We start from the raw sequence: 14,496 nt of genomic DNA, 5'->3' as shown, positions 1-14,496 counted from the left end.
AAGCGCTGGGCGATCACGGCCACCCGCCGCAACCCACACCGGGCACGCAACCTCCGCCGCCGCCGGGTCCGCCCCAGCCGGTCGGGCCCCCGGGGATCGTGCCGCTGCCCCCGCCGGGCCACCCCCACCGGTAGGGCCACCAGGCTCGCCCGGGTTTTCCGGTCCGGGCCCACCTGGGACCGGTTCCATGGTGGTCTCAGTCGTGGTGGTGGTCGTCGTGGTGGTTGTGGTGGTGCTCGGCCGCTCTTCTTTGGTGCCGTTGCAACCGGCTGCCACCAGCGCGACTGCGCTGCCGAGCACCGCGATCGTCATCTTGCTGTGTGCCTTCATCAGAATCAGACTCCTTCTGCTCGGGTCGTGCCTTCCTGTACCCCGGACGGTCGCGGCCGAAACCCCGGGTGGCCGGAGTCAGTTCGCATCGAGGTCGCGTTCACTCGCGAAACCGCGCAGCCGGCCGGTGATGGGGTCTTCGAACTCCAGCCGGCTAGCCAGCAGTCGCAAGGGTTGCGCGAAGTCGTCGGGGGCAACGTCGATGATCTGCGGGTACAGCGGGTCGCCGTCGATCGGCAGCCCGAGTGAGGCCAGGTGAACGCGCAACTGGTGGGTGCGTCCGGTGCGCGGGGTGAGCCGGTAGCGGCGCTCGCCCACTGACTCGACCAGCGTCTCGGCATTCGGCTCGCCCGGTTCCTCGCGCGCCTGCAGGCAACCGCGTTGTTTGACGATCCGGCTGCGAACCAGCTGCGGGAACGCGACGGTCGGCTCGGCGGAGGACCGCGCCAAGTACTGCTTGCGCACCGCGCCACGGGCGAACAGGGTCTGGTAGGGCCCACGCAGCTCTCGGCGGGTGGTGAACATCAGCACCCCGGCGGTGAGTCGGTCCAGCCGGTGCGCCGGGCTCAGCTCCGGAAGATCCAGCTTGCGCCGCAGCCGTACCAGCGCGGTCTGGGCCACATGGCCGCCGCGCGGCATGGTCGCCAGGAAGTGCGGTTTGTCGACCACCACCAGGTCCGCGTCACGGTGCAGCACCGGGATGTCGAAGGGCACCGGAACCTCGTCGGGCAGGTCGCGATACCAGAAGATGTGCGACCCGGCCGGCAGCACCGTGGTCTCGTCGACCACCGCCCCAGACGCGGTAACCACTTCGCCGGCAGCCACTTTCGCCGCAGCAGCCGTACCGAACCGGGTACGCAGCTCGGCAGCGACCGGACCGCCGTGCAAACGCAGCCGGGCGGGCCCCAGTCCGTCGCGTACCGGCAGCGGGGCGGGGCGTCGGCGGGTCATCGCAGTTTGAGATCGAAGGACGGCGCGCTGTCCGCGTCTCGGGCGTAGGCACGGTCGCGAATGGTCAGCAATACCGCCGCCAGCAATGCTGCGGTCAAAGTGCCGATCAGCACGCCCAATTTGGCGTGTTCTTGGCGGACGGGGTCGCCAAAGGCGAGATCGCCGATGAGCAGTGCGACCGTGAACCCGATGCCACCGAGTAAGCCCAGCGCCACCACATCGATCCACTTCAGCGAGGTGTCGAGTTCGGCTCGGGTCAACGCGGCGGTCAGCACAGCGGCACCGGCGATGCCGACAGCCTTTCCGATGACCAGGCCGGCGGCGATTCCGATGGCGACAGGATCGTGCAGCGTCGCGGCCACGCCGTGGAGCCCACCAACGGTCACTCCGGCCGCGAAGAACGCGAACACCGGCACCGCGACGCCGGCGGATAGCGGGCGAATCCGGTGCTCCAAGTCCTTCGCGTCCAGCCGATGCCGCAACAACGTGTCGCGCTTGCCCGACTCGCGGACCGGAACCGTCAGACCGAGCAAGACACCGGCGATGGTGGCGTGCACACCGGACTCGTGGACCAAATACCAGGTGGCTGCTGCCAACGGAAGCAGCACCGCGGCGTTGCCGAAACGCCGGGCCGCCACCGCGAACAACGCCAACGGGACGAACGCCAGCGCAAGAGCCGCGAGGTTGAGGTCATCGGTGTAGAACACCGCGATCACGGTCACCGCCAACAGGTCGTCGACCACAGCCAAGGTCAGCAGGAAGGTCCGCAGCGCCGAGGGCAGGTGTGACGAGATCACCGCCAGCACGGCTAGGGCGAAGGCAATGTCAGTGGCGGTGGGAATCGCCCACCCCCGCAGCGCTCCGCCCCCGGCGTGGGCGTTGACGGCGAGGAATACCGCTGCGGGCATGATCATTCCACCGACCGCGGCGACGACGGGAAGCGCTGCTCGACGCGGGTCACGCAGGTCGCCGGCAAGCACTTCGTACTTGAGCTCCAGGCCGACCACGAAGAAGAAGATCGCCAGCAGGCCATCGGCGGCCCACGTCGACACCGGAAGATGCAAATGCCAGGCGCGAGGGCCGACAGTGATGTCGCCGATCCGGTAATAGCCGGCCGACCACGGCGAGTTGGCCCACCCGATCGCGACGGCAGCCGCGACAAGCAACAGCGCCCCACCGACGGTCTCCTTGCGGAGCACATCGGCGAGTCGGCGGGCTTCGGCCGAAGATCCGCGGCCGAAAAGCGGGGGGCGACCAGAGGTCAAGAGAGGGCCTTCGATTCGGGTGAGGGAGGGCCGGAGGTCTCGGGCCTCGACAAAAGACGGTGTCGTTCAGTGCTGCGCCGGTGGGCAGCCGGCAAGTTTGCCGTGGGCATTGTTACCCCAGCAGGTGGTGTAGCCGTTGGTGCCCCGAGGCCGCAGATCTCCGTCAGCCGGCAGCGCAACCGCACGCATTCCGGTGCGACAGGGCTGCGCGGACATGGTGCCCACCGTACCGGGACTGGCAGTCATTCCGCCAGGTCAGCGGCGCCCAGCCCGCATCGGGCGCACAACGACACATCGGCCACAACCGTCGGGGGGTTGTGGCCGATGCGGCTTGTGGGAGCGGGGTTGCTACCCGCTCAGCCGGCACCGAGCATCAGCGTAGATGCCCAGATCGCCCTGGAAGGCGGTCATCCCACCCGGCATGAGCCGCCCCTTCCTCAAGCCCGGATCCCCCTGTGATCCAGCTCATGGTCAGAAAGTAGCCCCACCAGAAATATGTGTCAAACACATGCGAATGCTTATATCAGCCTAAATGCCCGGAAAGATTCTTCGAATCGAATCCAGGGCGATGGATCAGATCCCCCGTGTTCAGGTAAGCGGAATGGGTTCCAGTATTTCGGCCCGCGCCTCGGGGGCGCTCACGCGCAACGCATCCGCCGACGCGTCGTCGGGCTCCTCCTGCGACAGGATCTCGGCCTCCACCCGGGCGGTGTAGTTGGCCACCTCCCGGTCGACGGCGTCGTCGTCCCAGCCGAGCACCGCGGCCATCACCTCGGCGACCTCACGCGCACAGTTCACCCCGCGGTGCGCGTACTCGATGGAGATCCGGGTCCGCCGGGCCAGCACGTCCTCCAGGTGCAGTGCACCCTCGGCGACGGCCGCGTAGGCGACTTCCACCTTCAGGTAGGTGGGCGCCTCGGCGATCGGGTCCAGCAGATCCGGCTGTCCGTCGGCCACCGCCAAGACGTCGTGGATCAGCGAGCCGTAACGGTCCAGCAGGTGCCGCACCCGATAGGGGTGCAGTCCCTGCTGGGCGCCCACGTGCTCGGCCTGGTTGACCAGCGCAAAGTAGCCGTCGGCGCCCAACAGCGGCACCTTCTCGGTGATCGAGGGCGCCACCCGCGTCGGGATGTACTCGGCGGCGGCGTCGATCGCGTCGGCGGCCATCACCCGGTAGGTGGTGTACTTGCCGCCGGCGATCGCCACCAAACCCGGCGCCGGAACCGCCACCGCATGCTCCCGCGACAGCTTCGAGGTGTCGTCGTTCTCCCCTGCCAGTAGCGGCCGCAGCCCGGCGTACACGCCCTCAATGTCGGCGTGGGTCAGCGGCGTGGCCAGCGCGGTATTGACGTGGGTCAGGAGGTAGTCGATATCGGCCTTGGTGGCCGCAGGGTGCGCCAGATCCAGATTCCAGTCGGTGTCGGTGGTGCCGATGATCCAGTGCGTGCCCCACGGGATGACGAACAGCACCGACTTCTCGGTCCGCAGAATGATCGCCGCCTCCGAAACGATCCGGTCCCGCGGCACCACGATGTGCACGCCCTTGGAGGCCCGGACGTGGAACCGGCCGCGCTGGCGCGACAGCGCCTGGATCTCATCGGTCCATACCCCGGTGGCGTTGACCACGACGTGCCCCTGGACCTCGGTGACGTCACCATCCTCGGAATCGCGGACCCGCACCCCGGTCACTCGGTCGCCTTCGCGCAGTAGCGCGACGACCTGACTGGAGGTGCGGATGACCGCCCCGTAGTGCCCCGCCGTGCGTGCGACAGTCAGGGTGTGACGGGCATCGTCGACGACCGTGTCGTAGTAGCGGATGCCGCCGATCAACGCGCTGCGCTTCAACCCCGGGCACAGCCGCAGGGCCCCGGCCCGAGTCAGATGCCGTTGCGCGGGAACTGATTTCGCCCCGCCCAGTTGGTCGTACAGGAAGATCCCGCTGGCCACATACGGCCGCTCCCACCACCGTCTTGTCAGCGGATACAGGAACGGCAGCGGCTTAACCAAGTGCGGTGCCAGTGTGGTCAGCGACAGCTCGCGTTCGTGCAGCGCCTCGCGCACCAGGCCGAACTCCAGCTGTTCGAGGTAGCGCAGTCCACCGTGAAACATCTTCGAACTGCGGCTCGACGTCCCGGCGGCGAAGTCGCGGGCCTCCACCAGTGCCACCTTGAGGCCGCGGGTGGCCGCATCGAGCGCACAGCCTGCTCCCACCACCCCCGCGCCGATCACCACTACGTCGAACTGCTCACTGCCCAGTTGTTCCCAGGCTCGTGCTCGTTGGTCCGGTCCCAGCGTGCTCACGTGTGCCAGGCTACGTGGCCCGACGCCCCGGCCGAGTGTGACGCGCGTCGCTCAGTCCAGGTCGTCGTGCGTCATCAGCCGGCGCGCGGCCTCGGTGAGCGAGCCCGACAGTGACGGATACACCGCCAGCGTCTGAGCCAGGTCCGCGACCGTGATCCGGTTCTGCACCGCCAGCGCGATCGGCAAGATCAGCTCGGAGGCAATCGGGGCCACCACCACGCCGCCGATCACCGTTCCGGTGGCCGGTCGGCAGAACAGCTTGAGGAACCCGTAGCGCATCCGGCTCATCTTGGCCCGGGCGTTGGTTTGCAACGGCAGCATGACCGTGCGGGCCGGCACCGTCCCGTCATCGATCTGGGACTGCGGCACCCCCACCGCGGCGATCTCGGGGCGGGTGAACACCGCGGCCGCCACCGTACGCAGCCGGATCGGGGCGACCGCGTCGCCCAGCGCGTGATACATCGCGATCCTGCCCTGCATGGCCGCGACGGACGCCAGTGGCAGCAGGCCGGTGCAGTCGCCGGCGGCGTAGATGCCGGGCACCGACGTTCGCGACACGCGATCCACCTGCAGGTAATTGCCCGGCCCGAGTGCAATCCCAACCCGCTCCAAGCCCAATCCGGAGGTGTTGGGCACGGAGCCGACCGTCATCAGCGCGTGGCTTCCCGACACGGTGCGGCCGTCGGCCATGGTGACCAGCACCCCGTCTCCGGCGCGGGTCACCGAGGCGGCCCGGGCATTCTTGACCAGGGTGACACCGCGCTCGGCGAACACGCTCTCCAACACCCGGGCGGCGTCGGGGTCCTCGTGCGGCAGCACCCGGTCACGGCTGGCCACCACCGTCACCTTGACGCCCAGTTCGGTATAGGCGTTGACGAACTCCGCGCCGGTGACGCCGGAACCCACCACCACCAGGTGCTCGGGCAGCGTGTGCAGGTCATAGAGCTGGCGCCAGGTCAGAATCCGCTCGCCGTCCGGCTCCGCACCGGGCAGGGTGCGCGGGCTCGCTCCGGTGGCGATCAACACCACGTCGGCGTCCAGCACGCGTTGCGCACCGCTGGATTGATGCGGCGGTCCCAGCTTCGCCTCTCCTTCGTCGAGCCTCGCTGAACCGCCGGACTCATGCGGCGGTCCCAGCTTCGCCTCTCCTTGGTCGAGCCTCGCTGAACCGCCGTGCTGCTCGGTGACCCGGACTCGGTGATGTGCCAGGCCGGGTTCGGGGTCGATCAGCTCCCCGCGGCCGGCAATGACCTCGACGCCGGAGTTGAGCAGTTGAGTGCGAATGTCATCGGATTGCGCCGCGGCCAGGGATTTCACCCGCTCGTGGATCTTGTCCAGCTCGATCTCGGCGTCGGTGAAGTGGATGTCGAAACCCAGGTGCGGGGCGCGGCGCAGCTCGGTACGCACCCCCGACGAGGCGATGAAGGTCTTGGATGGCACGCAGTCCCACAACACGCAGGCGCCGCCGATGCCATCGGCGTCGACCACCGTCACCGACACCGCCTCCGGGCCCTTGGCCGCCGCCACCAGCGCCGCCTCGTAGCCGGCCGGGCCACCGCCGACGATCACGATGCGCGTCGAGGGAGAAGTCACAGCGACTAACCTATCCGGGGCGCGGCGTTTAAGCTTTCTGCCGTGCCGCTCTACGCCGCCTACGGGTCGAACATGCATCCCGAACAGATGCTGCAGCGGGCCCCACACTCCCCGATGACCGGCACCGGCTGGTTGCACGGCTGGCGACTCACGTTCGCCGGCGAGGACATCGGCTGGGAAGGCGCCCTGGCGACCGTGGTCGAGGACCCGGACTCGAGTGTTTTCGTCGTCCTCTACGACGTGACGCCCGAGGACGAGAAGAACATGGACAGCTGGGAAGGCTCGGAATTCGGAATCCACAAGAAGATCCGTTGTCGGGTGGACCGAGTGGACGGGATCACCTCCGACCCGGTCGAGGGTGCGCCCGCGCCGGTGCTGGCCTGGCTGTATGTGGTGGACGCCTGGGAGCGCGGACTGCCGTCGGCGCGCTACCTGGGTGTGGTGGCCGAAGCCGCCCAGATCGCCGGTGCCCCAGAAGAATACGTGCGCAATCTACAGACCCGCCCGGCCCGCAACATCGGCCCCGGGTCTTAGCTTTTTTGGCGCGAGTGGGCGTAGTAAGAGAGGGGGCTTTACAGCGCCCCGGCTTGGTCGACGACGCCGGCCATCACCCGCACCCCGACCGCAAGCGCCCGCTCGTCGAGGTCGAACGTCGGCTGGTGCAGATCCAGTTGCGGCCCGCTGCCCGGCCACACCCCGAGCCGGCCCATGGCACCCGGGACCTGCTCCAGATACCAGGAGAAGTCTTCCCCGCCGCCGGACTGCTGGGTCTCGGCCAGCACCTCGGGCCCGATGGCCTCGATCGCGTGCGTCAGCATCCGCGTCGACGCCGCTTCGTTGACCACCGGCGGCACTCCGCGGTGGTAGTTGAGCGTGTGCTCGATGTTCAGCGGCTCCAGCAGGGACGCCACCGCTTCCTCGACGATGCTCTGCATCGCCACCCAGGTGTCCCGGCTGGCCGTGCGCACCGTACCGGCCAGCCGCCCCGACTGCGGTATGGCGTTGGCTGCGACACCGGAATTCACTGCGCCCCAGACCATCACCGTGCTGTTGCGCGGATCGATGCGCCGGGACAGCACGCCGGGCAGCCCGGTGATCAGCGTGCCCAGCCCGTAGACCAGGTCGGCGGTCAGGTGCGGTCGCGACGTGTGTCCGCCGGGACCGTTAACAGTGATCTCGATGGTGTCGGCCGCCGAGGTGATCGGCCCCGCAATGGTGGCCACCCGGCCGACCTCCAGGCGCGGATCGCAGTGCAGCGCGAAGATGCGGCTGACCCCGCTGAGCACACCCGCGGCGATCGCGTCGATCGCGCCGCCCGGCATCAGTTCTTCAGCGGCCTGAAACACCAGCCGCACACCGACCGGCAACTCCGGCGCCGATGCCAGCGCCAGCGCCGCACCCAACAGGATCGCGGTATGCGCGTCGTGGCCGCACGCGTGCGTCACCCCCGGCACCAGCGAGGCATACGGCGCGCCGGTCTGTTCGGTCATCGGCAAGGCGTCGATGTCGGCCCGCAACGCGACGCGAGGCCCGTCCTCCGGGCCGAAATCGCAGGTCAAACCGGTTCCGCTGGGTAATACCTTGGGGTTGAGTCCAGCGCTGGCGAGACGTTCGGCGACGAACTGGGTGGTGGCGAACTCCTGCCGGCTCAACTCCGGGTGGCGGTGCAGATGCCGTCGCCACGCCACCAATTCCTCGGCGTGGGCTGCCAGCCACGCCTCGACGGCGTGCGACACGGGAGTTGGAGACATTCAGGCATTATCCCATCGCGGCACGCTACTAAACTCAGTGCCTGTGACGGTACCGCTGGCAACGCAGGCAGCAGGGGTAGTAGCCCGGCGCACCGGCGTGCAGACGCACGACGTGGCGGTCGTGCTCGGTTCCGGCTGGGCGCCCGCGGTGGCGGCCCTCGGCACCGCGACCGCGACCCTGCCGATGGCCGACCTGCCCGGCTTCAGCACGCCGACGGCGGCGGGCCACACCGGTGAGCTGGTGTCCATCCAGATCGGCGCGCACCGGGTGCTGGTGCTGGTCGGCCGGATCCACGCCTACGAGGGCCATCAGCTCGCCGACGTCGTCCGCCCGGTACGCACGGCCGTCGCGGCGGGGGCCACCACCGTGGTGCTGACCAACGCGGCCGGCGGCCTGCGGACCAGCTACCACGTCGGCCAACCGGTGCTGATCAGCGACCATCTGAATATGACCGGGCGCTCCCCCCTTGAGGGCGCGCACTTCGTCGACATGGTCGATGCCTACACTCCGTCGCTGCGCGCGCTGGCTCACCAAGTGGACCCCACCCTCGCCGAGGGCGTCTACGCCGGGATGGCCGGTCCACAGTACGAGACCCCTGCCGAAATCCGGATGCTACGCACCCTGGGCGCCGACCTGGTCGGCATGTCGACCGTGCACGAGGCGATCGCCGCCCGGGCGGCCGGTGCCCAGGTCCTGGGCCTATCGCTGGTGACCAACTTGGCGGCCGGGATCACCGGCGAGCCGCTCAGCCACGCTGAGGTGCTGGCGGCGGGTCGGGAATCTGCGGCCCGGATGGGCACACTGCTGGCCGACGTGATCGACCGGCTGCCTGCTCCCGCAGCTCAGTAGCTCACGCCGGAGCTGTGCCGCATCCCCGGCCACATCGCCGCCCAGCTGCCCACCGGCTGCTGGCACAGGAAGACCTTCGCGGCACTCTCGCCGTTGCGCAGCCCGGTGGGGAACCGGATCGATGTCAGGTAGGTGACGTGTCGCCAATACTGGGTCAACTTCAGGACCGGGAATCGCCCGACGCACAGCACGGTGTCGGGGCTGCCGGCCGGCGGGCCCCACTGGGCGTAACTGCTGTCGCCGCTGACCACCGGACGGTTGATACCGGCCGCCGGTCCGAGGATGCGCAGCGCCGAGGCTTCGCCGTAGTTGCTGGTGAAGATCGGCACGTCGTCGGGCAGCGATGCCGCGGCGGCTGCCACCTCGTCGACGAATCGCGGCCACCCGTAGGTCTCCATCGGGATGGGGTTGACTTTGCGCAGTGTTGTGGCGTGCGCCGGCGGCAGCACCGGCAGGCAGAACACCACCGCGCCGGCGAACAGCGCGAGCAGCGCAATCGCCCAGCCGCGCGGCGGCCGGTCGGGATCCTCGGCTTCGATACGCACCGCTCCGGCGGCGAACAGCGCCGCGAGCACCGGCCCGGCGTAGTAGCAGCGACCGCCGGTGAGGACGCACAGCACCAACACCACCACCGGCACCACCAGGATCCAGCGGAACTCGCGGGCCTCGTCGGACGCCAGCCAGCGCACTCCGATCGCCCACAGCAGCACCAGCAGCGGTCCGGCGTACAGCAGCAGTAGCAGCGGTAGCTGGGTCAGCGATCCCGCCGGGCCGCCCATCCGTACCGACATCGCGTGGGCGAATGTCAGGCTCGGCCAGCCGTGGGCGGCGTTCCAGATCAGGTTCGGGACCGCCATCGCCACCGCCACGGCGCCGGCCAGCCATGGTCCGGCCGTGCGCAATGCGTCGCGCCGGAAGATCGCCAGACCGACCCCAATACCAATCAGCAGCAACGCGACCGTCTGCTTGGCTTCCAGCCCGATACCGGCCACCACGCCGGCCGGCAGCCAGGCCAGCACGGTGCCGATCCGCAGCGCCCGCGTCACCAGCAGCAGCACCGCGATCCAGATCAGCTGGTCGACCACGGTGGTGCCGAAAAACATCGCGGCGCCCATGAACAGCGGGCTGGCCGCGACGGCGGCCGCGGTGATGGCCTGGGCGACGCGCCGCCCGCCGAGTTCGGCGGCCAACAGCGCCGCCAACACTATGCAGCCCAGGTGTATCGCGATGGCCGACAACCGAAGCCCCAGCAGGCCGCCCAGGGCCGCCACCCTGGCCAGCAGCGGCACCAGCGGCGGGTGGTCGAAGTATCCCCAGGCCGGGTGCTGTCCGCAGATCACGTAGTAGAACTCGTCTGGGTGCCAGCCGTAGTTCATCGCGAAGGCCCCGTGCACGGCGGCCGCAACGGCAACCACCATGGCGATCGGCACGGCCGCCGAGTCACGCAGCGTCAGGGATATCGAGCGACTCGCGGCCGGGGCTGTCAATGGACTCAACGACACTCCATCGTCCAATCGGGACGTAAACGGGAGCATCGTATCAAGTAATTGACACCTGTACACTTGCTGTCTCGACTGCCTTCGATTGACCCCCTGCCACAATCGACGGGTGACCCCCGAGGAGTGGATTGCCCACGACCCCGACCCGGTGACCGCCACGGAGCTCCAAGCGTGCGGCCCCGGCGAGTTGGCCGCCCGGTTCGCGGCACCGCTGCGGTTCGGCACCGCCGGGCTGCGTGGACCGGTACGGGGCGGACCGGACGCGATGAACCTCGCCGTGGTGCTGCGCGCCAGCTGGGCGGTGGCCCAGGTACTCAGCGCACATCACCGAACGGGTTCGACCGTGGTGGTCGGCGGCGACGCACGTCACGGCTCGGCGCAATTCACCATCGCGACAGCCGAAGTGCTTGCTGCCGCGGGGTTTTCGGTCTTGCTTATCCCTCAGCCGTGTCCGACGCCGGTGGTCGCGTTCGCGGTGCGCCACACCGGTGCGGCGGCCGGCATCCAGATCACCGCCTCGCACAACCCGGCCACCGACAACGGCTACAAGGTGTACTTCGACGGCGGTATGCAGATCGTCTCGCCGACCGACACCGAGATCGAAGCGGCGATGGCCGCTGCTCCCCCGGCCGACGCGATCGCCCGGCGCCCCGTGGCGCCGGCCGGAAATGATCTCATCGCGCGCTACATCGGGCGGGCCGCTGCGGTGCGACGGCACGGCGGCCGGGTTCGGGTGGCGCTGACACCGCTGCACGGCGTCGGCGGCACGGTGGCGGTCGAGGCGCTGCGCGCCGCGGGGTTTGCCGACATTCACCCGGTGACGAACCAGTTCGACCCCGATCCAGACTTTCCCACCGTGGCATTCCCCAACCCGGAAGAACCCGGTGCCACCGACGCACTGCTGGCGTTGGCCGCCGAGGTCGACGCCGACGTCGCGATCGCCTTGGACCCCGACGCCGACCGATGCGCGGTCGGCATCGGCGGCCCGGATGGCTGGCGGATGCTGACCGGCAACGAAACCGGTTGGCTGTTAGGCGATTACCTGCTGTCGCGGCTGCCCGCGGGTAGGGCGGCTGGCGCTGTGGTGGCCAGCAGCGTGGTCTCGTCACGAATGCTGGTGCGCATCGCGCAGCACTACGGCGCCCGCCATGTCGAGACGCTGACCGGATTCAAGTGGCTGGCGCGCGCCGATGATGACCTGCCCGGCGCCACCTTGGTCTACGCCTACGAGGAGGCGATCGGCTACTGCGTTGACCCGGACGCGGTGCGCGACAAAGACGGCATCAGCGCCGCGGTGCTGGCCTGCGATCTGGTGGCAGCGCTGGCGAGTCGGGGCAGCTCCGTTCCCGAAGCGCTGGACAAGCTCGCCCGCCGGCACGGTGTGCACGTCACTGAGGCGGTGTCCCGTCGGGTCGCCAGTCCCGCCGAGGCCGCCGCCGTGATGGCCCGGCTACGCGCTGATCCACCGGCGACACTGGCCGGATTCGCCGTCACCGCAACCGATCTGCTGCACCGCGCCGGACCGGTCACCGACGCGCTCGAGTTCGCCGGTGAGCACGACGGCACCGCGATACGGGTGGTGGTGCGACCGTCGGGTACCGAACCGAAGCTCAAGTGCTATCTCGAGGTGGCTCGGCCGCCGTCGGATGACCTTGCCGGGGACCGCACCGAGGCGCAGCGGGTGTGTCAGGCCGTCGCCGATGCGGTCCGCTCCTGGTAGCGCTCATTCGCCCTATTCGTTACCAACCGCCGCACCCGACTCACCTGCAACCAGCCCGACGGGGTGTGATGTTTGCCCGCCTTTGAGCGACAACGGGCGTCGAGGGGGCTAACTCCGCCAAGGCAACAACGTTTGTCGCTCAAAGGCGGGCAATAATCACATACTCGCCCGCCGGTTACGGGTGTGACAGTCGGGATTTCAGCGCGGCCCGAATTGGCGGTCGCCGGCATCGCCCAGGCCCGGCACGATATAGGCGTCCTCGTTCAGTCCGTCGTCAATGCTGGCGGCGAACAGCCGCACCGCCGGTGCCGCTTGCTCCAGTGCCGCAACGCCTTCCGGTGCCGCCACCACGCACAACACGGTGATGTCGGTTGCGCCGCGATCGACCAGTAGTCCCAGGGTGTGCACCAGCGAGCCGCCGGTCGCCAGCATCGGGTCGAGGACCATGACCGGTGTGCCGCGCAGGTCCGCCGGCAGCGATGCCAGGTACGGAACCGGTTGGTGGGTGGCCTCGTTGCGCGCCACCCCGACGAACCCGACGTCGGCTTCGGGAATCAGGGCATGCGCCGCGTCCACCATGCCCAGTCCGGCGCGCAGCACCGGGACCAGCAGCGGTGGCCGCGCCAGCCGCGCCCCACCGGTGTCGGTCAGCGGGGTCCGCACGACGATGTCTTCGCAGGGCGCGTCGCGGGTGGCCTCGTAGACCAGCATCCAGGTCAGCTCACGCAGCGCCGACCGGAACGCCGCGCTGCCGCTGCGCTCGTCGCGCAGTGCGGTCAACCGCGCCGCGGCCAACGGGTGGTCGACGACGCACACCTTCACGCCTGGGACCCTACGGGTCATGCGCCGAGGAAGTTGAGGATCTCGAAGACCACCGCGCCCATCTGCAGCATCGGTGCCAGCGAGATCAACGGCTCCCCATTGAAGACGGCGTCGGGGCCCAGCCAATCGGCGACGTTCAGCGACACAGCCAGGTCGTTCCACGCATCGAGCAGATGGGCGTCCACGGCATTGGTGAGGTGGTAGCCGGTCAACAGCGCATCGACGAACGAATCCGACAGCGGGGCCTGCGCGGCGAAACCCAACAGGTCATTGACCGGGTCGACGAAGCTGTGCAGCGCGGCGTACTGCAGGCCGGCCAGCATCTGCAGCGGGTCCATCCGTAGTAGGAAGCCGGCTACATCGGAGCCGTCGGCCAACTGGCCGCCGGCGGTGACGGCCCAAGGCCCGACGGCATCGGTGCCATTGACGCCGACGAACGGGTCACCCGGATTGCCGTAGCCCCAGTCGATGACGAGTTTGAGCATCGGGGCCAGCCCATCCCCGAGGACCTTGCCGACGTCGCCGAGCTGGTAGATCGGCCACAGGATCGGCAGCTGCTGGGGAATCAGGTAGAAGTCGGTGTCTCCGACCCTGCCGAGATCGATGGTGTCGGCCAGGTTGTCAAAGTCGATGTAGGAGAAATGCACGGTCGCCGTGCCGATCAGCGCGTTGATCATGGCCAGCAGGTTGGCCGGGTCCTGCGGGAAGTTGGCCAGGCCGTCGTACTCACCGGTGTAGATATCGGTGTCGAACCCGCTGGTCGGGGTCGCCCCGATGCTCAACGGGATGCCCAGAAACGGCAGGTGCACCGGCTGGTCGCCCAACAGGGGGTACGCCGGGAAGCGGGTCAGGACGCCGCCGAGCGGGTTGTTGGGGTTGCCGATCAGTACGAAGTGCAGGTTGGCCGGGTCATACCCGCTACCGACCTCGCCGGGTCCGGCCGCGAGCAGGTTGATCATCTCCTGGGTGGAGATGGTGGCGCTCTGCGAGTAGCCGAACACCGTGACGTCGTCGCCATTGGTCAGTTGCGGCACAACAGCGGTGTGCAGGATCTCCACGCCGCGGGCTACCGACTCGGCGAACGTCAGGTAGGGATTGGGCGGCGGCAGGCACACCAGCGGGCAGAACTGCTCGGGGGTGATCAAGCCCTCGAAGTCGTAGCCGGGGAACGTCGGCTGCCCCGGAAACCATGGCGAGACCGGCTGCAGGAACAGGTCCAACACCGCGTCCAGGTAGCCGCCGACGCCTGGGTCGGGAATGCTGGTCGGCCCCATGATCCAGCCTTCGTTGCCCGCCAGCGCAACGTTCGGCCGATCTGCCGCACCGAGTCCCCGCACCGCCGGCCCGCAGGTCACCGAGAGCACCGACGCCGCCGCGAGCAGTGCTGCTCCCAGCGAGCGTCGGTGCTGCATCG

At 69.0% G+C, this 14,496-nt stretch carries 12 protein-coding genes and 1 pseudogene; 3 read left to right on the top strand and 10 right to left on the bottom strand.

The window, feature by feature from the left end; all coding sequences use genetic code 11:
- Positions 1-13: 13 nt before the first annotated feature.
- The 6 genes and pseudogenes from BN4346_RS48880 to BN4346_RS31045 all read right to left on the bottom strand — a co-directional run bounded on the left by BN4346_RS48880 (position 14) and on the right by BN4346_RS31045 (position 6,440).
- Positions 14-330: pseudogene (locus tag BN4346_RS48880) on the bottom strand (hypothetical protein).
- 78 nt (positions 331-408) lie between these two features.
- Complete coding sequence (locus BN4346_RS31065) at positions 409-1,281, bottom strand: pseudouridine synthase (RefSeq protein ID WP_067970486.1); 873 nt, start codon at positions 1,279-1,281, stop codon at positions 409-411.
- Positions 1,278-2,546 (bottom strand): Na+/H+ antiporter NhaA, encoded by a 1,269-nt coding sequence (nhaA, locus tag BN4346_RS31060; RefSeq protein WP_067970484.1) that lies wholly within the window; start codon positions 2,544-2,546, stop codon positions 1,278-1,280. Before nhaA ends, BN4346_RS31065 begins: the two co-directional genes overlap by 4 nt.
- 66 nt (positions 2,547-2,612) lie before the next feature.
- Complete coding sequence (locus tag BN4346_RS31055) at positions 2,613-2,762, bottom strand: hypothetical protein (protein ID WP_154677562.1); 150 nt, start codon at positions 2,760-2,762, stop codon at positions 2,613-2,615.
- Between the two features lie 372 nt (positions 2,763-3,134).
- Entirely contained in the window at positions 3,135-4,847 is a 1,713-nt protein-coding gene (locus BN4346_RS31050; RefSeq protein WP_067970481.1) for a glycerol-3-phosphate dehydrogenase/oxidase, read from the bottom strand.
- Positions 4,848-4,898: 51 nt separating this feature from the next.
- Complete coding sequence (locus BN4346_RS31045; RefSeq protein WP_067970479.1) at positions 4,899-6,440, bottom strand: NAD(P)H-quinone dehydrogenase; 1,542 nt, start codon at positions 6,438-6,440, stop codon at positions 4,899-4,901.
- A gap of 42 nt (positions 6,441-6,482) precedes the next feature.
- Here BN4346_RS31045 and BN4346_RS31040 point away from each other — a divergent pair, with 42 nt between their 5' ends.
- Positions 6,483-6,974, top strand: a complete 492-nt coding sequence (locus BN4346_RS31040) for a gamma-glutamylcyclotransferase (protein WP_067970477.1) — start codon at positions 6,483-6,485, stop codon at positions 6,972-6,974.
- A gap of 38 nt (positions 6,975-7,012) precedes the next feature.
- Here BN4346_RS31040 and BN4346_RS31035 read toward each other — a convergent pair whose 3' ends face one another.
- A complete protein-coding gene (locus BN4346_RS31035) occupies positions 7,013-8,191 on the bottom strand; it encodes a M20 family metallopeptidase (RefSeq protein WP_067970475.1) in 1,179 nt (392 codons plus the stop codon).
- 43 nt (positions 8,192-8,234) lie between these two features.
- On the opposite strand from BN4346_RS31035, the gene BN4346_RS31030 reads away from it, so the two are divergent.
- Positions 8,235-9,041 carry a purine-nucleoside phosphorylase gene (locus BN4346_RS31030; protein ID WP_067970473.1) on the top strand — a complete coding sequence of 269 codons (807 nt, stop codon included), beginning with the start codon at positions 8,235-8,237 and terminating at the stop codon, positions 9,039-9,041.
- Here BN4346_RS31030 and BN4346_RS31025 read toward each other — a convergent pair.
- Positions 9,035-10,537, bottom strand: a complete 1,503-nt coding sequence (locus tag BN4346_RS31025; protein ID WP_235653581.1) for a glycosyltransferase family 39 protein — start codon at positions 10,535-10,537, stop codon at positions 9,035-9,037. The two genes, BN4346_RS31030 and BN4346_RS31025, sit on opposite strands and share 7 nt — an antisense overlap.
- Before the next feature lie 112 nt (positions 10,538-10,649).
- On the opposite strand from BN4346_RS31025, the gene BN4346_RS31020 reads away from it, so the two are divergent.
- Positions 10,650-12,260, top strand: coding sequence for a phospho-sugar mutase (locus BN4346_RS31020; protein ID WP_067970471.1), 1,611 nt, complete (start codon positions 10,650-10,652; stop codon positions 12,258-12,260).
- A 198-nt stretch (positions 12,261-12,458) separates the two neighbouring features.
- Here BN4346_RS31020 and upp read toward each other — a convergent pair whose 3' ends face one another.
- Complete coding sequence (upp, locus tag BN4346_RS31015) at positions 12,459-13,082, bottom strand: uracil phosphoribosyltransferase (protein WP_067970469.1); 624 nt, start codon at positions 13,080-13,082, stop codon at positions 12,459-12,461.
- 17 nt (positions 13,083-13,099) lie between these two features.
- On the bottom strand, positions 13,100-14,494 hold the full coding sequence (locus BN4346_RS31010) for a PE-PPE domain-containing protein (RefSeq protein WP_067970467.1): 1,395 nt from the start codon (positions 14,492-14,494) through the stop codon (positions 13,100-13,102).
- Between the last annotated feature and the right edge of the window lie 2 nt (positions 14,495-14,496).

The organism is Mycolicibacter icosiumassiliensis (assembly GCF_900078685.2).
In the GTDB taxonomy this organism is placed as follows: domain Bacteria; phylum Actinomycetota; class Actinomycetes; order Mycobacteriales; family Mycobacteriaceae; genus Mycobacterium; species Mycobacterium icosiumassiliensis.
This window is presented reverse-complemented; position numbering and strand designations above follow the sequence as displayed.